This window comes from Nocardioides sp. S5, assembly GCF_017310035.1.
Classification (GTDB): domain Bacteria; phylum Actinomycetota; class Actinomycetes; order Propionibacteriales; family Nocardioidaceae; genus Nocardioides.
Map to the genome: position 1 here is coordinate 2471334 of NZ_CP022296.1, position 19063 is coordinate 2490396.

A 19063-nucleotide genomic window follows, 5' to 3' on the forward strand; every position below is an offset into this window, starting at 1 on the left:
GGGGGCTCCCTGAGGTCGCTTCAGTGGGGCCTCCCCCTCTGTCGGCCCGGTGGCCTCCAGAGTGCCAACCCGTGCGGTCCGGGTGCCTGAGAGGTTCCGGGGAGGAATTGCCCCTTCGGCGCACACCGGTCGGTCCGTGGACCAGCCGTGGTGACTCTCCCGCACGGGATGTCGGCGAGCAGCAGTCTAACCCGGTGCACCGACACACCCATGCCGCAGGTGGGCTGGACGAGCGAGGCCGCCCGGAGGTCCGGGCGGCCTAGTCGGAGGGTCGTGGGGTGCGGGGTCAGCCGGTCTGGCGGGCGGCACGACGCGCGGCGAGCTCGTCGCCCGCGACCGGCGCGGCAGGCTCACCGGCGGTGCGCTCGCTGGGCAGCTCGGCGAGCGTGCCCTCGATCTCGCGCCAGACGCCGCCGATGGCGATGCCGAAGACGCCCTGACCGCCCTGGAGCAGGTCGATGACCTCGTCGTTGCTGGTGCACTCGTAGACCGAGGCGCCGTCGCTCATCAGGGTGACGCGGGTCAGGTCGTCGGTGCCGCGCTCGCGCAGGTGCGCGGTCGCCGTACGGATCTGCTGCAGCGAGATCCCGGCGTCGAGCAGGCGCTTGACGACCTTGAGGATCAAGATGTCGCGGAAGGAGTAGAGGCGCTGGGAGCCGGAGCCGGCCGCACCGCGCACGCTCGGCTCGACGAGGCCGGTGCGGGCCCAGTAGTCGAGCTGGCGGTAGGTGATCCCGGCGGCGTTGCAGGCGGTGGGGCCGCGGTAGCCGGTGTCGCTCGGCAGCGGCGAGACGTCGTCGCTGAAGAGCAGTCCCTGCTCCTCGGCAGCCTCTGCGGCCTCGGCGGCAGCCTTGATCCTGGCGGCGTCGGCGCCCTGCTCGTTCTCGTTGCTAGCCACAGTGACCCTCCAGGTCAGTTCCTCCGCTGAGCGGTAACTCCTGGGGGAAGGGCCCGCCCGGAGTCGGCCAGGGCCGACAACCACAACGGTGGAGTTACAACAGAGACAGTTCAAGGTAAGCCCGGGAGTACGGCTTGTCCATCCATCGAGCGGCGTGTCGCAACCCTCAACCTGAGGCTGAGGGTCAGTGTTGAGGCGTCGGCGGGCCGCCCGTCAGGGCGCTTCCTCGAAGTCGTCGGGTGACACGTGGTCGAGGAACTCGCGGAACCGCTCGACCTCGTCCTCCTGCTCGGCGGGCACCGCGAGGCCGGCTTCCTCCAGCACGGCCTCGGCGCACACGATCCGGGTCCCGGTGCGCAGCGCCAGTGCGATCGAGTCCGAGGGACGGGCCCCGACCTCCGCCCCGCCGTCGAAGACGAGCTGGGCGAAGAAGATGCCGTCCTGCATGTCGACGATGCGGACCTCCTCGAGGCGCTGGCCCGTCGCCTCCAGCACGTCGCGCATCAGGTCGTGCGTCAAGGGGCGCGGCGGCGTGACGCCCTGCTGCGCGAAGGCGATGGCCGTGGCCTCGACGGCTCCGATCCAGATCGGGAGGTACCGCTCCCCCGTCACCTCGCGCAGGAGCACGATCGGCTGGTTGGAGGGCATCTCGACGCGGACTCCGACGACGTCCATTTCGCGCATGTCCCCCACCCTACTCAGGTCCCCTGACCCGGCCCGGGCGGGATCAACCGCGGTCGAGACCGACCTTCACCAGCGTGGCGTGGAGGCGTACGGAGAGCGCCGCGATCTCGGACGTCGCGTCCTCGGCGCGCCCGCGCGCTGCTGCGTCGCGACCCCGGGCCAGGGGTGCGACGACCTGCTGCACCAGGCCCACCTCGCGGTCGGCGGCGGTCTTGAAGGCCCGTAGGTGCCGCGGCTCGAAGCCGAAGTCGGCGAGCTCGCGAGCGGTCTGCGCCACCACGAGGGCGTCGCTGTCGAAGTGGCCCGTTCCGGTGCGCGCGCTCACCAGGCCGTACTGCTCGAGCTGTGAGAGCAGGTCCTCGGAGATGTCGGCGACCTTCAGCAGCTCCCGGCGCGAGAGCCGCAGGTCGCTGGTGCGCCGGAACGACTCCGGGCTGGGCAGGCCGTCGGAGCTGAGCGCCACCTTCGGCACCGTCGGGACGACGGACTCGATGGCCGGCGGCTCGAGCCCCCGGTCGATCGCGTCGAGATGGTCGCCGATGACCTTCAACGGGAGGTAGTGGTCGCGCTGCATCAGCAGGATGTAGCGCAGCCGGGCGACGTCATCGCCGGAGAACTTCCGATAGCCGGCGGCCGTGCGTTCCGGCTTGACCAGGCCCTGGTCCTCCAGGAAGCGGATCTTGGGGATCGTCACCCCGGGGAAGTCGGGTCGGAGCTGGTCGAGGACCTGCCCGATGTTGAAGCGGGCGCCGCGACTCGATGCCGAGGGCGTCGGGGCACTCACGGATCAGCTGTTCGGGTGGGAGGAGAAGAACACCAGGCGGTACTTGCCGATCTGGACCTCGTCGCCGTCGTTGAGCTCGACGGAGTCGATGCGGTCGCGGTTGACGTAGGTGCCGTTGAGGCTGCCCACGTCGCTGACGCTGTAGCCGGCGCCGGAGCGGCGGAACTCCGCGTGCCGGCGGGACACGGTCACGTCGTCGAGGAAGATCTCGCTGTCCGGGTGACGACCCGCACCGACCACGTCGGTGTCGAGGAGGAAACGGCTTCCGGCGCTCGGTCCGCGCTGCACGACCAGCAGCGCGTGGCCCTCGGGGAGGGCGTCGACGGCTGCGGCGTCCACCGGGCTCAGCTGGCGGTCCGACGACTCGCGCTGGTCCGGTACGCCGAAGGTGATCGTCGCAGTGGACTCGACCGGGCTGGACCCGGTGTCTTCCCCGACGAGCAGCTTGGTGCCGCACTGGGCACAGAAGCGGGCGTCGTCAGGGTTCTGCTTGCCACAGGCGGTGCAGAACGGCATGGGGGGCTCCTCGGCGGATCGACACCCAACCCTCAGCCGAGGGTTGAGGTTGACGGTTGTTCCGAACCTATCAGCCCCGCGATGGGGCGCAGGAACGATCAGGGGCAGCGGCGGTGGATCGGCGGACGACTCAGCCTGCGAGGCTGGACTGGTAGGTGGCGGAGTCCATCAGGCCGTCGACCTGGGAGGCGTCACCGACGCTCACCTCGAACAGCCAGCCGGCCTCGTAGGGGTCGCTGTTGACCAGCTCGGGGGTGGAGTCGAGCGAGGAGTTCACGGCGACGACCTCGCCGGTGACCGGTGCGTAGATGTCGCTGACCGACTTGGTCGACTCGAGCTCTCCGCAGGTCTCCCCCGCCGTCACCGCGTCGCCGACCTGCGGCAGCGAGACGTAGACGATGTCGCCGAGCGCGTCCTGCGCGAAGTCCGTGATGCCGACGCGCACCGAGCCCTCGGCGTCGCCGGGCGTGCGCACCCACTCGTGCTCGCTGGTGTACTTCAGGTTCTCCGGATACACGTGGGACTCCTCGAGCTGTCTGGTGCTGGATGCCGGTCGGGGTGCTGCGGCGGACTGCCCGGCAGGCTACTGGTCCGCGCTGAACTCCGCATAGTCAGGTCGGGTGGGTTCGCGGACGCTCATGATCTCGATCTTCTCGAGCTCCTCGATGCGCACCGTCGCGCCGTCGAGGGTCTGCAACGTCTCCACCGGGCCCGAGGAGAACGTCAGCGCGGTGCGCAGGTTGGGGGCGTCGCCGATCACCTCGAGGACGTAGGGCGGCTCGAGCACCTGGTCGTCGAGCTCGATGCCGCCGATCGCGTCCTCGAAGGAGCTGTCGGCGCCGAGCCGGATGGAGTCGTTCATCTCCATCGCCTCCGCGCCCGCCGTACGCAGCTCCTGCACGGTGTCGAGCAGGGAGCCCACGCTCACCCGGGTCGTCGACTCCGTGATCGTCACCCGCACGCCCGGCCCGGTGACCGGCACCAGCCCGGCGATGATGTTGAGGGTGCGCACCCGTTGCTCGGCCTCGTCGAGCGCCGCGGAGCGCCGGGTGCTCTCGTCGCGCAGCTCGTCGCGGCGGCTCTCGAGACGCTCGACCTCCCGGCGGGCCCGCTCCGCGGTGCCGGTCAGGCCGTCGAGCACCTGGATCAGCTCGCTCTCGCGGAGCCCGGCGTAGGTGTCGTTGGCCTGGGTGTCCCTCACCTGCACCACGACGGCGAACCCGAGCACGGCGAGCAGCACCGCCACCACCGCCTGACGCCGCGAGGGACGGGTCAGCGCACCTCGCAGCCGGTCGCGCCCCGGGTCAGGGTCGACGTCCTTGCGCGTCGGGACGGGCTCCTGCTCAGGCATGGAAGACGTGCCTCCGGATGGCGGCGACGTTGGAGAAGATGCGGATGCCGAGCACGACGACCACGCCCGTGGTCAGCTGGGCGCCGACGCCGAGCTGGTCGCCGAGGTAGACGATCGCGGCCGCGATCACCACGTTGCTGACGAACGAGACCACGAAGACCTTGTCGTCGAAGATCCCGTCGAGATAGGCCCGCAGCCCACCGAAGACGGCGTCGAGCGCAGCCACCACCGCGATGGGGAGGTAGTTCTGCAGGCTCAGCGGCACGTCGGGGGCGAACACCAGCCCCGCGAGGATGCCGATGAGCAGGCCAAGGGCGGCTATCACGGCGCGCTCCCCCCTCCATCCTGGACGCCGTCCGGGTCGGCGTTGAGCTCGATCACATCACGCAGCACGCGCTCACGCGCAGCGGGCAGGCGGATGTCGTCGACATTCTCGGCGTCGTAGACGAATCCGTAGAAGTTGACGCGGTTGAACCACTCCTGCCCCTGGCTCGTCTGGAGCAGGCGCGCCTGCAGGGTCTGCGGGTCGCCGATGGCCGAGATGACGTACGGCGGGTTGATCGGGCGACCGTTGACGTGGATGGCTCGAAGGGTGTTGCGGATCCCGCCCAGGAGGTTGATCCGCTGGTCGTTGACGGCGACCGCCTCCGCGCCGGCCTCGAAGAGCCCGTCGACGAGGAACGCCAGGTCCTCGTCGCGGATCTCGTCGTTGACGTCGACGTCGGGTCGGTTCTCCACCGTGAGGCGCACCCCGGGGCCGCGGGCTGCCGAGAACCCGGTGACCAGCTCGATGCGACGCAGCCGCGTCTGGATGTCGTCGAGCTGGCCCTGGGTGCGGGTGCTGGTGACGGCCGTCTCGGCGTTGGACTGCGTCAGCTCTCCCACCTGGCCCTGGAGCGCCTCGAGGGTGTCGCTGCGACGCTCGATCTGCTCCACCAGGGCCGCGCGGCTGAGCTCGTTGACGGGCGCCTGCCGGTCGGTCTGCGCCGCGACGACAGCGGCCATCACGCCGAGCAGCGCGACGGCCGCGATGCTCGTCCAGTGCGGGCGCGGGGGGCCCGGAGCCGGCTCGAGGCCGGCGGCCGCGCGCTTCTGCGCGACGTGGGCGTAGTCCTCGTCCATCGACCGCGCGGTGATCAGGGAGAGCAGCGGCGTGGTGACGTGGTCGGGCAGCGGCCGCGCGGCCTCCTGGGTGGTCCGCCCGCTGTGCGGTCGCGGCTCAGCCATGGTCGGTCGCCGGAGACGTACGTCGTGGAGTGTCGCGCAGGAGCGTGCGCACCTGCCAGACGTAGAGCACCCCGGCCCACCAGTAGAGGCCGATCCCCCACCACGCGAAGGCCCAGCCGAAGTTGCGCGCGAGGGTGGCGACGACGCCGTCGCCCTCACCGAGGAGGAGCAGGGGGAAGGCGTAGAGCAGGTTGAACGTGGCTGCCTTGCCGAGGAAGTGCACCGGCAGCGCGGAGAACCCCCGGGTGCGCAGGATCGGCACCAGTCCCCACAGGAGGAGGTCGCGCAGCGGGAGCGCGAGCGCCACCCACCACGGGATGATGTCGCGCAGGTAGAGCCCGATGACGACGGCGAGGATGTAGAGCCGGTCCGCGACCGGGTCGAGGATCTCGCCGAGCCGGGAGTACTGGTTCAGCCGGCGCGCCAGCCACCCGTCGAGGAAGTCGGTGAAGCCGGCCACCATCAGCACGACCAGCGCGATCGCGTCCGCCTCCGGCCCGAGCACGAGCCAGAGGAAGAGGGGCACACCGGCGAGCCGCACCACACTGACGATGTTGGGCACGGTCCAGACGCGCGACGCTTCCTCGGACACGCTCAGACCCTATCCAGCACTCAGGTGGCGTCGACGGTGGACACGTCGTGGTGCGCGGCGTCACGGATCTCGCCGACCAGCTCCTCGAGGACGTCCTCGAGCGTGACGAGCCCGATGACCTCACCGTCGCGCTGCACCACGCGCGCCATGTGGGCGCCCTTGGCCTGCAGGCTCTCGAGCGCGTCGTGGAGCAGGTCGTCGGGGTGCACCGACGCGAAGGGGCGGATCCACTTGTCCTCGATGACCCGCGAACGCTTGTCGTCGTCGGACTCGAGCGCGTCCTTGATGTGGAGGTAGCCCAGCAGCGTGCCGTCCGCTGCGGCGACCGGGAAACGGCTGAAACCGGTCGCGGCGCACAGGGCCTCGACATCGGCGACCGTCGAGCCGGGCGCCACGGTCGCGAGGCCGTCGGGCGTCATGACGATCGAGGCCACCGACTTCTCGGTGAAGCCGAGCGCGCCCGCGAGGCGGTCGTACTCGTCTGCCTCGATCATGCCCTCGCCGCGCGACTCCTCTACCAGCGCCGCGACCTCCTCGCGCGTGAAGCTCGAGTGGACCTCGTCCTTGGGCTCGATGCGCAGCAGACGCAGCACCGCGTTGGCGACCATGTTCATCCCGGCGATGACCGGTCGGAGCACCGTGACGATCACCATCATCGGCGGGCTCAGCACCATCGCGGCGCGGTCGGCACCGGCGAGGGCGATGTTCTTCGGGACCATCTCGCCCAGGACCACGTGGAGGTAGACCACGATCGACATCGCCACCACGAAGGAGACCGGGTGGAGCAGGTCGTCAGGCACCCGTGCCGCGTGGAACAGGGGCTCCAGCAGGTGGGCGACGGCCGGCTCGCCGATGGCGCCGAGACCCAGCGAGCAGACGGTGATGCCGAGCTGGGCGCCGGCCATGACGAGCGAGACGTTCTCCATCGCGCGGAGCGTGGTGCGTGCCGCACGCGAGCCCTCCTGCGCCAGCGGCTCGATCTGGCTGCGGCGCGCGGCGAGCAGCGCGAACTCGGCACCGACGAAGAAGGCGTTGAGGCCGAGCAGGACGGCGGCCAGGCCGACGCCGAAGAGGTCACTGTTCATCGGAGGCCCCCTGCTGGCTCGCCAGCTCCGCGGTCTGGACGACGCGGAGCTCGATGCGGTCGATGCGCAGGCCGTCCATCCGCTCGACGGTGAGCGTCACCAGGCGCTCCCGCGGCTCGTGCGGCTCGCTGCGGTCGGGCACGGGCAGCTCGACGCGGTCGCCGGGCGCGGGGATCTTGCCGAGCTCGCGCATCACCAGGCCCGCGACCGTGTCGTAGTCCTCGTGGTCGGGCAGCTCGACGTCGGTGACGTCCTCGACCTCGTCGGGACGCAGCAGTCCGGACAGTGTCCAGCTGCCGTCGCGCCGCTGGCGGATGCGCGCGCCGAGGCGGTCGTGCTCGTCGGAGATGTCCCCGACGATCTCCTCGACGACGTCCTCGAGGGTCACGATCCCGGCGTGGCCGCCGTACTCGTCCAGCACGACCGCCATCTGGAACCCGTCCTGGCGCAGCAGCGCCAGCAGCGGGTCGAGACGAAGGCTGTCGGGCACGACGACGGGACGGACCATGACGTGCTTGATCCGTGTCGTGGCCCGCTCGTGGACGGGCACCGCGACCGCGTGCTTGACGTGCACCGTCCCGACCACGACGTCCTCGGCGTCGAGCACCGGGAAGCGGGAGTGGCCGGTCTGGCGCGCCAGCTCGATGATCGAGGACACCCGGTCCCCGTCCTCCACCGTGGTGGTGCGCACCCGGGGCGTCATGATCTCGCCCGCGGTGCGGGTGCCGAACTCGACCGAACGCTCCATGAGCTCGGCGGTGTCGGCGTCGAGCGTGCCCTGGTCGGCCGATCGCTGCACGAGGGACGCGAGCTCCTGGGAGCTGCGTGCGGAGCGCAGCTCCTCCTGCGGCTCGATGCCGAGGCGCCGCACGATGGAGTTCGCGGAGCCGTTCAGCACCCGGATCGGGCGCTTGGTGAGGGCGGTGAAGCCGCGCATGAAGCCCTGCGTCGTGCGGGCGGTCTGCAGCGGACGGGCGATGGCGATGTTCTTGGGCACCATCTCGCCGAAGATCATCGTCACGACCGTGCCGAGCGCGAGGCCGAGTGCCAGCGACAGCGGCGTCACCACCGAGTCGGGCGTGCCGGCGGCGGCGAGCGGGCCGTCGATGAGGTCGGAGATCGCGGGCTCGGCCAGGAAGCCGATCGCGAGGTTGGTGACCGTGATGCCGACCTGGGCGCCGGAGAGCTGGGTCGACAGCGACCGCAGGGCCAGCTGCACGCCACGTGCGCCCTCGTCGCCCTCGGCAGCGGCGCGCTCGACGCTGGGTCGGTCGACGGTGACGAAGGAGAACTCCGCGGCGACGAAGAGACCGCAGGCGGCCACCAGGGCCAGCGACAGCAGGAGCAGGAGGAGGGGGGTCACGACGCGCACCGGTCGTTCAGTGCGGTCGTGCGGGGACTTTGACTGTCGTCCATGGTCGGCGCGTGGGTTCCTTCGGGGCAGTGGCATCGGCGTCGGCGAGTCCTCAGACTAGCGGCCGGAACCGGCTGCGCCCCAGTCGTCGTGTCGCTTTGGGGACGCACCCCCGCCCGCCCTAGTCTGGCCCCCACACCTGGGGCGAGACACAGGACCGAGACGGTCCCGGCGGGGGAATGACACAGATGCGTTCGTGGGCACAGTCGGTGACGGCTGCACTCCTCGTGGTGCTCGTCGCCACCCTCGCGACCGTGACGGCCTCCGACGGCGACGCGCGCGGCTCCGAGTCGGTGCGCATGGTCCAGACGACGCAGGCGCCCGGTGCCGTCGCACGCCCCAACATCGTGTTCGTCCTCACCGACGACATGCGCGACGACGACCTCGACCACATGCCGATCACGCGCCGCCTCCTCGCGGACCAGGGCATGGAGTTCACCGACGCCATCTCGCCGCACCCGCTGTGCTGCCCGGCGCGGGCGCAGCTGGCCACCGGGCAGTACGCGCAGAACAACGGCGTGCAGCACAACCGCGGCGTGCACGGCGGGTTCAGCGCGCTCGACCCCACGCAGGAGGCCAGCTCGTGGTTCCGCGACAGCGGTTACCGCACCGGGTTCGTGGGCAAGTTCCTCAACGGCTACCACCCCGGTGACGCCCGCCCGGCCGGTTGGACCCACTGGAACGCCCTCACCCGCGGCGTCTACGACTACGTCGACTTCACGATGAGTGGCGACGGCGACCCCGAGCGGTTCACCGACAGCTACGTCACCTCGGTCATCGAGGAGCGCACCAACTCCGACATCCGGGAGTTCGCCGCCAGCGGCGACCCGTTCGTCGTCTACGCCTGGCACCTGGCCCCCCACTACCGGATCGCCGCCGAAGGGGGGCGCGGCCTGCCACCCGCCGAGCCCCAGGACCGCGACCTGTTCACCGACCAGCGGCCCTCGGCCTTCGACTCCCCCGCCTTCAACGAGACCGACGTGAGCGACCAGCCGGCCTACCTGCGTCGGCTCGCCCCGGTCTCCCGCGCAGAGGTCGCCGAGGAGAACACGGCCCGGCTCCGCTCGCTCCAGTCCGTGGACCGCGCCGTCGGATCCCTGGTGCGGACCCTCGAGGAGCAGGGCGTCCTCGACGACACCTACGTCGTGTTCACCTCCGACAACGGCTACTCGCTCGGCGAGCACCGCTTCGTCGGCAAGGACGTGCTCACCGACGAGGCCCTCCAGGTGCCGCTGCTCGTGCGCGGGCCCGGCATCGAGTCCGGCTCCACCTCCTCGTTGCCGGTGACCCTCGTCGACCTGCCTGCCACCTTCGCCGCGCTGACCGACGTGGCCCCGCAGTGGCTCGTCGACGGCACCTCGCTCGCGCCGACGCTGCGCGGGGAGGAACAGACCTTCCGCGACACCACCCTCATCCAGACCGGCCGCACCCTCGGGGACGGGTGGTCGCACCGCGGCGTACGCACCGAGCGCTACCTCTACGGCACCGACGGCGTGGACGCGTTCCTCTACGACCGGCTGCTCGACCCCGACGAGACGGTGAACCTCGTCGACGACCCGGACTACGCCGGGGCCCGGGCCGCGCTCGAGCTGAGGCGCACCGACCTGGTCGGTTGCGCGGGCTGGACCTGCAACCAGGTCTTCGGACCCGTGCCCGCCCCGTCCTCCTGATCCGATCCGGTGACGACCCGGATACTGGTGCTGTGACGATCACCCGCGACGACGTCCTGGGCGCCCGCGAGCGGATCGCCGGCCGCGTGCGCCGCACTCCCCTGCTGGCACCGTCGGACTCCGATGGCCTGTGGCTCAAGTGCGAGTTCCTCCAGCACTGCGGAGTCTTCAAGACCCGCGGGGCGTTCAACCGCCAGCTCGCGGCGATCGAGCGCGGCGAGCTCGGCGACGCCGGCGTGGTGGTGGCGTCCGGGGGCAACGCCGGCCTGGCCCAGGCGTACGCCGCCCGGGAGCTCGGCGTCCGCGCGACGGTGTTCGTCCCGGAGACCGCACCGGTGGTGAAGGTCGAGCGCATCCGGCGCTACGGCGCGGACGTACGCCTGGCCGGCACGGAGTACGCCGAGGCGCAGCAGGCCGCGCTGGCGTTCGCCCGGGAGGCCGGAGCGGCGTACGCCCACGCCTACGACCAGCCCGAGGTCGCTGCCGGCGCCGGCACCCTCGCCGAGGAGGTCCTCGACGAAGAGCCGGGCATCGACACCATCGTGGTGGCGGTCGGCGGCGGCGGGCTCTACGCCGGCGTCGCCGCCTCGGTGCGGGGACGGGCGCGGGTCGTCGCCGTCGAGCCGCGACGGATCCCGACGCTCCACGACGCCATCGCGGCCGGTCGACCCGTCGACGTCGAGGTCTCCGGCGTCGCGGCCGACTCGCTGGGCGCCCGGCGCGTCGGGGAGCTGGCGCTCGCTGCGACGCGGCTCGAGGCCCCGGTGTCGGTGCTGGTGGACGACGGTGACATCGTCGCCGCGCGCGACCACCTCTGGCAGCGCTACCGCATCGCCTCCGAGCACGGCGCCGCCGCAGCGCTGGCGGCGCTGCTCTCGGGCGCCTACGTGCCGGCTCCCGGCGAACGGGTGGCCGTCGTGGTGTGCGGCGCCAACACCGACCTCACCTCGTTGGCGTGAGGCACAGCCTCAGTCGTTCTCCCAGTACGGCCCCGGGCGGTAGGGGTCCGGCTCGATGGTCACCACGGGGCGGCGGACCGTACGCCAGACGGTGCGCGTGGAGCCGTCCTCGTCGCGCACCTGTCGCGCGACCCGGAAGTTCACGTACGTCGTGGTGTAGGCGTTGCGCGAGTTGCGCTTGTTCCTCCACTGGTAGTTGAAGTTCCTGACGTACTTGCGGGTCAGCGTCCTGCCGCGGATCGTCATCCGGACCTCGTCGTTGCCGGGGCTGAGGCTGGCCCAGTTCGCCGAACCCGTCACGACCATGTGCGTGTCGGGCCTGCCGTTGTAGTTGCCCTGGATCGCGATGTACTTCTGGTGACTGTAGACAGACAGGATCAGGTCGTCCTTGCCGTCCTTGTTGAGGTCGTAGTCGTCGTCGGGGTTGAAGTCCAGACCGGTCGACCGCAGCGGGATCCGCCCGCGCGCCGTCGGAGCGCCGATGACCCGCTTGGTGTGGTAGCCGATCAGCCCGTACATCACGCGCACCTTGCATCCCTCGGCCCACTTCTGCCGGATGGCCTCGGCGAGGTAGTCACCGCGGTTGCCGCGCATGGTGTGCATCGACACCGCGATGCGGCTGCGCGTCTGGCCGCCGGAACCGTCCGGGGTCAGGCACTGCACCTTGCCGAGCGTGTCGAGCACGAGGTCGTTCCGCGGTCCCGACGGCTTGGGGTAGGCCCAGACCGTGTGCTTGTCGACCGAGTCGTCGCACGCAACACCGTTGGCGGGCGTGCCGCAGAAGAACTGCGGGGGCTGCCGCGTGTCGTAGTCCTTGCGCATGTCGTTGAAGAGTCCGACGAACTGCCGGAACAGCTCGTGGTCGCCGGAGGTGAAGTAGAGGTCGTTCCACTGGTGCTTGTCGGCGTTGAGCATCAGGTTGGCCGACCCGACGGCCAGCACGTCCTTCGACCGGCCCGCCCGGGAGAACGAGTAGAACTTCGTGTGCATGTTGTTGTACTGGTTCTGCTTGCTGCGGCACCCGGCGGTGCACCGGTAGATGAAGCTCGAGCGGTAGCGCTTGGCACCGATCTCCCTGCGGACCGCTCGCATCGCCCGCGTGTACTGGTGGTCGTTGAGGATCATCTGCACCTTCACGCCTCGCCGGTGAGCGGCGATGAGCGCCTTCGCGACCGGCATGCGGTCGAAGGAGTAGACCGCGATCCGGATCGTCGATCCCTTGCGCGTGTGCTTGATCGTGTCGATGACCTTCCGCTCGATGCGGAACCAGCCCTTCTTGCGGCGCGGATCGTTGAAGAACGGGCCCTGCGGCGCCTTCCACCGCTTGCGGTCCACCTTCGCCGCCACCGAGGTCGCAGCGACCGTACGCGGCTGCGCGGCCGCCACCGCCCCACTGCTCGCGGCATCGGCTGCCGTCGCGGAGGGCACCGCCGAGAGCGGGGCCCCCAGCACCAGGCACAGGGACAGCAGGACCAACGATCTCGACACGAATTCAGCCTTCCTGGTTGCCGCGGGCAGCAACGTTCGTCTGAGCGGATGCGGTACTACTGTCAGTGACGCCCCCCGAACCCACAAAGTTGTCGGTCCGCGCACACCCCTGCGGTGGGTCCCATCACACGGCCCCACCCCGTCAGGAGATCGCCGATGTCGAGGAGAGCACCACGCCCGGGCGCGGCACTGGCATACGCGTTCGCGGCGCTCGCGGGGCTGCTCGTCGCGACCATCGTCGTCGTGAACCTGCACATCGCCCTGGGACTCGAGGAGGGCTATGCGGCCCGCCCCGCCGACGTGCTCGAGGCATCGACGCTCCTGGCGCTGGCCGACGTCGCCCTCCTGGTCGCCGGCCCGGTGCTCGCGATCGCAATCGTCGTGCGGCAGCGCTCGGGCGACCGACGCGCAGGTCCGCGGGAATGACCCCGACCCCAGTGCGAGCGCCCATCCCCGTGGCGGTCAAGACGACGCACGACGAGGCGGAAGCTGCCCCCACTCTGCCCCGACGTCACATGCTCGGAGCTCGACTGCGCTCCTGGGCTGTGGATGCGACAGGGCCCTGACCTGCGGTTTTGCAGATCAGGGCCCTGAATTTATCGGTCGGGCTGACAGGATTTGAACCTGCGACCCCCTGACGTTGAGCAGGCACTTGGCCCCTCCTTGCGTTTGGGCGCCGAGACACCTCCTGACCTGCAGGAACACCAGCAGGGCGGGTGCGCCATCTTGCTCGGTGTAGCGCAAACAGGCCCGACATTGCCGGGGTTTACGACTAGTAAAGAGCCAGCGCGGCGGGCCTCATGGTTCCGGCACTAGGCCCGCCGCCTTCACTCCGCAACCCGCGAGTATCCGCATCGGAAGTGCATCACGCGAGTGCCCCGTCGCTTCTTCGGAATTGCCGCCGGTTCTACCGGCGCCACGTATCAGGCCACCCGGTTGGGAGGAACGCTTGAACCCTATGGGCATGGAGCCATCGAATAGGGAGAAGCGCGGATCAGATGAGGCCGCTGCCGGTGAGCCGGTCGGTGCCGACAGGCGGACCATCCTTGAGGACCGTCTCGCCCTGGACCGCCAACCCCCCGCCTATCGCGGCGCCGGTGCATGCAGTCGTGTTGTCGAGTTCGTTAAGGCATGGACGTCGACCGAAAATGTCCAGTTTCCCGGCTGCCGGTTCAGACGAGGACCAAGACGACGACCGCTGTCGAAACAAGTCCGACGACGACAACAAGGAAGACATGGGCTCGAGGCGGTGGCGCGGGGCGACCTTCCATGATCGCCGCCTCGACCTTCCGCCAGCGATCCCACGCGATGAAGCCAGACGTTGCCGCCGCCCCCGCGAGACAAACCGCGAGACCGCGTTCAGCGAACGCCGGCCAGGGCAGGTCAAGAGCGACCAGACCGGCGGCCGCCGCCAGCATGCCGAGCGAGGTGCGGATCCAGGCCAAGAAGGTCCGCTCATTGGCCAATGAGTAGCGCGGATCCACGTCGCCGTCGGTCATGTCAGCAGTCTGACATCCACGAGCATCCGACAGCTCCCCTCGAGGACCTCACCGAGGCGCCTCCGATCCGGGCCGGATCGCTGGCAGGGATCAGCGCTGGATTTACCCACAGGTTGTAGGACTCCCGGCCCGGTGCTGGCCGCAGTCGGCACGACGACGGAGCCGCTTCCGCGCTCTCCCCCAGACCGGGTCATCAGAGCCAGGACCGGCAAGCGGCGGCGCGGTCGGTCAAAGTGGCGCCACGTGCCTATGCGACCACGGCTCGTCCGCGGAGGATGTCGATGAGCGAGGAGTCGTCGAGACGGCCGAGGCCCGCTCGGCGACCGGCGAGGTACAGCTGCTCGGCTGCGGAGGCCAACGGTGCCGGGTAAGCGTGGTCACGGGCCGCGCCGAGGACCAGCCCCATGTCCTTGACGAAGATGTCGAGGGCACTGCGAACCTCGTCCGAGGCGTCGTCCACCATCCGCGCGCCACGGTCGCCGAGCATGAACGAGGCCGCGGCACCGTGGCGGAGCACCTCCCACGTGCTGCCGGCGTCGAGCCCCAGGGCCTCCGCGAATGCCAGGGCTTCCGCGGCGACGGCGATGTGGACCCCGCAGAGCAGCTGGTTGACGAGCTTCACCCTCTGGCCGTCGCCGGGTACGGGGCCGACGACCGGCGCCATGCGCGCCATCGAGTCCAAGAGCGGCTGGGCGGTGGCGAGGGCGTCGGTGCTGCCGGAGACCATCATCAGCAGGTCGCCGTCCGCCGCCCGGGCCACGCCCCCCGACACCGGCGCATCGACCAGCGCGACGCCCAGCGGAGCCAGCCGCTCGGCCCACGCGAGCACAGGCCCCGGGCCGACGGTGGCCATCACCAGCACGACCGCACCAGACCGGAGCCCGGACGCCGCCCCGTAGTCGCCGAAGAGCACCGACTCTGCCTGGTCCGGCGTGGCCACCATGAGCGCCAGCACGTCGACCTCGCGGGCCGCATCGGTAGCGTCGGTCGCGGCGACGATGCCGTCGCGGGCGGCCTCGGCCACCGCTGCGGGGTTGGTGTCGAAGGCCTTTACCGCGTGCCCCGCCCGCGCCACCACGGCCGACATCGGGCCGCCCATGGCTCCCAGTCCGATCCATCCCACTCGTGCCATCTCGGTGCCGCCTCTCGTCACGGGTTCACGCGCCAGGTCCGGGCGCGAAGGTACCGATGACCTCGGCCAGGGTGTTCTCGTCGCCGACGTTGCCAGCGAAGACCACGTACGGGACCCCGACGGCCTCGGGCGCAGCCTCGATGGGCCGCAGGACCGACACGATTCCCGGGAAGAGCTGCCCGAGGACCTCCGCGCGCCGGATGCCGAGGCCGCGGACGGCGACGTCGTGCGAGGTGATGCCGCCCTTCGCCACGACCCACGCGGGTCGACCGGCGAGTGCGGCCCGGGTCACCTCGACTACGGCGGTCGAGACGGCGCGCGAGATCGCGAGGCTGTCGTCGCCGCCCCCGCCGCGCACGAGCGCGCGGCTCGTGAACAGCAGGACGTCGGAGGTGGCCAGCGTCTCCGCGACCAGCACCCCAACCGCCGCGACGTGCGCGTCGCGCGAGTGGGGGTCGGTCAGGGTCGGCACGTCCAGCTCGACCTCGGCGACGCCGCCGCGCTGCTGGGCCACGACGACCTGCCGGCTGGTCAGCCCCACGTGGGAGCCGACGACCACGAGGCCGTGGCCGTGCGGGCGCTTCTCCGGCCAGATGTCGGACCGGGTCAGCGGCTCCCGGGGCTCGATACCGGCCAGCGCCCGCACGAATGACGGTCCGGTGCGACAGAGGAACGACCGGCCGGTCGCCTCGACCCGCTGGAGCGCGAGGACGACGACCTCGTAGTCGGCGTAGTCGGTCGCGTTCACCACCACGAACCCGCCGTCGGTCACACTGCCGAGGATCTCCGCGACTCGGTCGGGCCCTCCGGTCCTGATGTCGTCGAGCGAGATCGAGACGACGTCGGCCGCAGACACAGCACCGCCGCTGGCCTCGGCCACGAAGTCCTTGAGATCGGAGGATGCGTAGCCGAAGGACGCGTCGCGGGCGAACTCGCTCTCGCCGACCGGGACCACCGTGCCCCCCACCGTGGCCCGGTGCACGTCGCCGCAGGTGAAACGGCCGGCCTCGAAGTAGCCGGGAGCCAGCAGCACGCCGTCGTAGCCGCGACCGGTGACCGCCCGCCTGGCGGCGTCGATCGCGCGGACCTCGGCGATGACGTGACCACGGAGCGTGGAGTCGCTGCGGGAGACGACGTCGACCGGGAGTCCGCGCTCCTCCGCGAACCGAAAGAGTGCCTCCGCGACGCTGCGCGTCAGCCCGGCCGCTTCGTCCCCCGGCAGGCTGCGGGTGTTGGTGAGGACGAAGGCCGTCGACCCCGGCTCGGCCAGCGCTGCGGCGTACTCCGCCGGGTCCAGCACCGTGACGACGCCGACGCCGTGCACCGTCTGCGACCCGGTCGGATCGTCGTCGAGGACGGCGATCCGGCGACCGGTGGCTGCGCGACCGGCGCGAATCGCGGCGCGGACGTCGGCCGGGAGCTGCTCCCGGGCGAGCCGGCAGCCGAGCTGCTCGAGCAGCGCCGCAGCCTCGGCCATGCACCTCTCGACGTCGGGCTCGAGGTCGGCGCAGGCGTATGCCGCCTCGATCCCGGCACCGTGCAGCTGCTCGTCGTCCAGCGTCGTGCGTCCGCAGACGGCTACGACCCTCACCCCGGCGGCACGCGCTCGCCGCACCACACCCAGCGGCGCCTTGCCGTGAAGGGTCTGCTCGTCCAAGGAGCCCTCGCCGACCACGACAAGATCGGTGCCCCCGACCGCCTCGTCGAACCCGAGCATGTCGAGCATCAGGTCGATCCCCGGGCGCAGCGTCGCGCCCAGCGCTGCCATCGCGGCGAACCCGACGCCGCCCGCGGCGCCTGCCCCCGGCCGGTCACGGTGGTCGGCGCCCGTGCACCGCGCGACGGCGTCGGCCCAGTGGGACAGGTGCGCGTCCAGCCGCTCCACGTCCTGGTCGGTCGCACCCTTCTGCGGGCCGTAAACCGCCGCGGCGCCCATGCGCCCCGTCAGGGGGTTGTCCACGTCGCAGGCGACCACGATCTCGACCCCGGGGAGCTGAGGGTGCAGGCTGCTCAGGTCGATCTCGGCGACCTGTCCCAGGCACGCGCCCCCCGATCCCAGTTCCCCGCCGTCCTCGTCACGCAGGGTGGCGCCAAGCGCCTGCAGCAGGCCGGCCCCGCCGTCGGTGCAGGCGCTGCCACCGATGGCGAGGACGATGCGGGTGACCCCGTGGTCGAGGGCCCGCGCTATGACCTCGCCGGTCCCCCGGCTGGTGGCCGTCAACGGTGCCGGCGTGCCTCCGGGCAACCGGGCCAGCCCGGAGACGTCGGCCATCTCCACGACTGCCGTCCCGTCCTTGACCGCGTACGCCGTGCGCACCGGCTCACCGGTCGGTCCCGTCGCGGTCACCTGGACGCGCTCGAAGCCGGCGCCGACGGCGGCGTCCAGGGTGCCGTCCCCGCCGTCGGCCACCGGCATGCAGCGCACGTCCGTCTCCGGGGCGTACGCCACGATCCCGCGGCTGACGGCGTCGGCAACGTCGGCTGCGGCCAGGGAGCCCTTGAACTTGTCGGGGGCGACGAGCACTCGGATCATCGTGTCCTCATCCCTTCATCGCGCGGACGTGTCCCCTGCCCAGGCGGCCTCGAGGATCGCGGTCAGCGCGACGGTGTCCGTCGGGCCGGGGTGATTCTGGATGAGGCGGGTGACGCCGCTGGCCATCTCTGCGAAGCGCGGGAGGTCGGCGCGATCGACGCCGATGTCCCCCAGGGTGGCGGGGATGCCGATGTCGGCCAGCAGCCCCACGAGCCAGTCCAGGAACTCACTCGCCGCCTCCGACTCCGAGGCGCCGGACACGTCGAGCCCGCACACGCCCGCTAGGACGGCCAGCCGGTCCTCGATCGCGGCTCGCGCCGCGATCAGCGCGTAGGGCAGCAGCAGCCCGACTCCTAGGCCGTGGGGGGTGTGGGTGGCCGCGCCGATCGGGTATTGCAGGGCGTGCGGGGCGCCGTTGCCGGCGTGGGAGAACGCGAGCCCTGCGAGCACCGACCCGTAGGACATGTCCGCGCGCGCCTGCGCGTCCCCGCCGTCGCGCACGGCCCGGCGCAGGCTCCGGGCGATGCGCTCGGCGGCCTGGAGGGAGTAGTGGTCGGTGATCGGGTTGCGGCCGAGGAAGACTTGCTCGACCAGGTCGCGTGGTTCGTGGGCGCGGGGGGCCGAGGTGTAGCTCTCGACCGCGTGGCAGAAGGCGTCGATGCCGGAGTGGGCGGTGACGGTGGCGGGGCAGGTGTAGGTGAGCTCGGGGTCGACGATCGCGAAGTCGGGCACGATGTGGACGCTGGAGACCCCCACCTTCAGCTCCCGCTCCGGGTCGGTGAGCACCGAGACGGGTGTGAGCTCGGAGCCCGTGCCCGACGTCGTCGGCACGGCCACGAGGGGCATCGTCGGCCCCGGCACCTTCGACTCGCCGTAGTAGTCGCGCGGGGTCCCCCCGTACCGCCGGATGACGCCGACGATCTTGGCGAGGTCGATCACCGTTCCACCCCCGATGGCGAGCAGCACGTCGGCGTCGACGTCTGCGGCGGCGGAGACGGCCAGATCGACGTCTGTGAGAGGTACGTCGGGTGTCGCGTCGGCGAACACCCCCACGGCCGCGACGTTGTCCTGCACGGCGGCGATGAGCTCGGCCACCCTCGGCTGACCGAGGAGCACCCGGTCGGTCACGATGAGGACCCGCAGGCCGCACTCGGCCACCACGCGCGGGATGTTCTCGGCGACTCCTTCGCCCACCATCAGCTGGCGTGGTCCACGGACGGTCTCGAGCATG

Annotated in this window: 19 protein-coding genes and 1 riboswitch; of the genes, 3 read left to right on the forward strand and 16 right to left on the reverse strand. The window is 71.1% G+C overall.

The features are described from left to right. Positions 1 to 64 precede the first annotated feature (64 nt). Positions 65 to 172, reverse strand: a riboswitch (glycine riboswitch). A 114-nt stretch (positions 173 to 286) separates the two neighbouring features. From CFI00_RS12190 to CFI00_RS12240, 11 genes are all read right to left on the reverse strand, one after another. After that, positions 287 to 856: a MerR family transcriptional regulator gene (locus CFI00_RS12190; protein ID WP_277988378.1), complete on the reverse strand. Its 570-nt coding sequence runs from the start codon at positions 854 to 856 to the stop codon at positions 287 to 289. Positions 857 to 1111: 255 nt separating this feature from the next. Then, a complete protein-coding gene (locus tag CFI00_RS12195; RefSeq protein WP_207081427.1) occupies positions 1112 to 1582 on the reverse strand; it encodes a bifunctional nuclease family protein in 471 nt (156 codons plus the stop codon). Positions 1583 to 1625: 43 nt separating this feature from the next. After that, positions 1626 to 2366: a MerR family transcriptional regulator gene (locus CFI00_RS12200; RefSeq protein WP_207081428.1), complete on the reverse strand. Its 741-nt coding sequence runs from the start codon at positions 2364 to 2366 to the stop codon at positions 1626 to 1628. A 3-nt stretch (positions 2367 to 2369) separates the two neighbouring features. Then, positions 2370 to 2882: an FHA domain-containing protein gene (locus CFI00_RS12205; protein WP_207081429.1), complete on the reverse strand. Its 513-nt coding sequence runs from the start codon at positions 2880 to 2882 to the stop codon at positions 2370 to 2372. 130 nt (positions 2883 to 3012) lie between these two features. Then, entirely contained in the window at positions 3013 to 3399 is a 387-nt protein-coding gene (gene gcvH / locus CFI00_RS12210) for a glycine cleavage system protein GcvH (protein ID WP_207081430.1), read from the reverse strand. Positions 3400 to 3465: 66 nt separating this feature from the next. Next, positions 3466 to 4233, reverse strand: coding sequence for a DUF881 domain-containing protein (locus CFI00_RS12215; RefSeq protein ID WP_207081431.1), 768 nt, complete (start codon positions 4231 to 4233; stop codon positions 3466 to 3468). Continuing rightward, on the reverse strand, positions 4226 to 4558 hold the full coding sequence (locus CFI00_RS12220; protein WP_207081432.1) for a DUF1290 domain-containing protein: 333 nt from the start codon (positions 4556 to 4558) through the stop codon (positions 4226 to 4228). The genes CFI00_RS12215 and CFI00_RS12220 overlap by 8 nt, the downstream gene beginning before the upstream one ends. Further along, a complete protein-coding gene (locus CFI00_RS12225) occupies positions 4555 to 5460 on the reverse strand; it encodes a DUF881 domain-containing protein (RefSeq protein ID WP_207081433.1) in 906 nt (301 codons plus the stop codon). The genes CFI00_RS12220 and CFI00_RS12225 overlap by 4 nt, the downstream gene beginning before the upstream one ends. After that, on the reverse strand, positions 5453 to 6058 hold the full coding sequence (locus CFI00_RS12230; protein ID WP_207085491.1) for a CDP-alcohol phosphatidyltransferase family protein: 606 nt from the start codon (positions 6056 to 6058) through the stop codon (positions 5453 to 5455). The genes CFI00_RS12225 and CFI00_RS12230 overlap by 8 nt, the downstream gene beginning before the upstream one ends. 14 nt (positions 6059 to 6072) lie before the next feature. Then, positions 6073 to 7137: a hemolysin family protein gene (locus CFI00_RS12235; RefSeq protein WP_207081434.1), complete on the reverse strand. Its 1065-nt coding sequence runs from the start codon at positions 7135 to 7137 to the stop codon at positions 6073 to 6075. Further along, complete coding sequence (locus CFI00_RS12240) at positions 7127 to 8500, reverse strand: hemolysin family protein (RefSeq protein ID WP_207081435.1); 1374 nt, start codon at positions 8498 to 8500, stop codon at positions 7127 to 7129. Before CFI00_RS12240 ends, CFI00_RS12235 begins: the two co-directional genes overlap by 11 nt. Before the next feature lie 239 nt (positions 8501 to 8739). On the opposite strand from CFI00_RS12240, the gene CFI00_RS12245 reads away from it, so the two are divergent. Together CFI00_RS12245 and CFI00_RS12250 are read left to right on the forward strand one after the other, a co-directional pair. Continuing rightward, a complete protein-coding gene (locus tag CFI00_RS12245) occupies positions 8740 to 10221 on the forward strand; it encodes a sulfatase (RefSeq protein ID WP_207081436.1) in 1482 nt (493 codons plus the stop codon). A 32-nt stretch (positions 10222 to 10253) separates the two neighbouring features. Beyond that, complete coding sequence (locus CFI00_RS12250; RefSeq protein ID WP_207081437.1) at positions 10254 to 11180, forward strand: threonine/serine dehydratase; 927 nt, start codon at positions 10254 to 10256, stop codon at positions 11178 to 11180. A 9-nt stretch (positions 11181 to 11189) separates the two neighbouring features. Here CFI00_RS12250 and CFI00_RS12255 read toward each other — a convergent pair whose 3' ends face one another. Then, the gene (locus CFI00_RS12255) at positions 11190 to 12668 is read right to left on the reverse strand and encodes a phospholipase D-like domain-containing protein (protein ID WP_207081438.1); all 1479 of its coding nucleotides are present in this window, start codon (positions 12666 to 12668) and stop codon (positions 11190 to 11192) included. 156 nt (positions 12669 to 12824) lie between these two features. Between CFI00_RS12255 and CFI00_RS12260 the strand changes: the two genes are divergently transcribed. After that, positions 12825 to 13094, forward strand: coding sequence for a hypothetical protein (locus tag CFI00_RS12260; RefSeq protein WP_207081439.1), 270 nt, complete (start codon positions 12825 to 12827; stop codon positions 13092 to 13094). Positions 13095 to 13840: 746 nt separating this feature from the next. Here CFI00_RS12260 and CFI00_RS12265 read toward each other — a convergent pair. From CFI00_RS12265 to CFI00_RS12280, 4 genes are all read right to left on the reverse strand, one after another. Next, the gene (locus CFI00_RS12265; RefSeq protein ID WP_207081440.1) at positions 13841 to 14167 is read right to left on the reverse strand and encodes a DUF202 domain-containing protein; all 327 of its coding nucleotides are present in this window, start codon (positions 14165 to 14167) and stop codon (positions 13841 to 13843) included. Between the two features lie 247 nt (positions 14168 to 14414). After that, complete coding sequence (locus tag CFI00_RS12270; protein WP_207081441.1) at positions 14415 to 15299, reverse strand: NAD(P)-dependent oxidoreductase; 885 nt, start codon at positions 15297 to 15299, stop codon at positions 14415 to 14417. Positions 15300 to 15324: 25 nt separating this feature from the next. After that, positions 15325 to 17832, reverse strand: coding sequence for a glycerate kinase (locus tag CFI00_RS12275; RefSeq protein WP_207081442.1), 2508 nt, complete (start codon positions 17830 to 17832; stop codon positions 15325 to 15327). Positions 17833 to 17847: 15 nt separating this feature from the next. Beyond that, positions 17848 to 19062 carry an iron-containing alcohol dehydrogenase gene (locus CFI00_RS12280; protein ID WP_207081443.1) on the reverse strand — a complete coding sequence of 405 codons (1215 nt, stop codon included), beginning with the start codon at positions 19060 to 19062 and terminating at the stop codon, positions 17848 to 17850. Position 19063 lies beyond the last annotated feature (1 nt).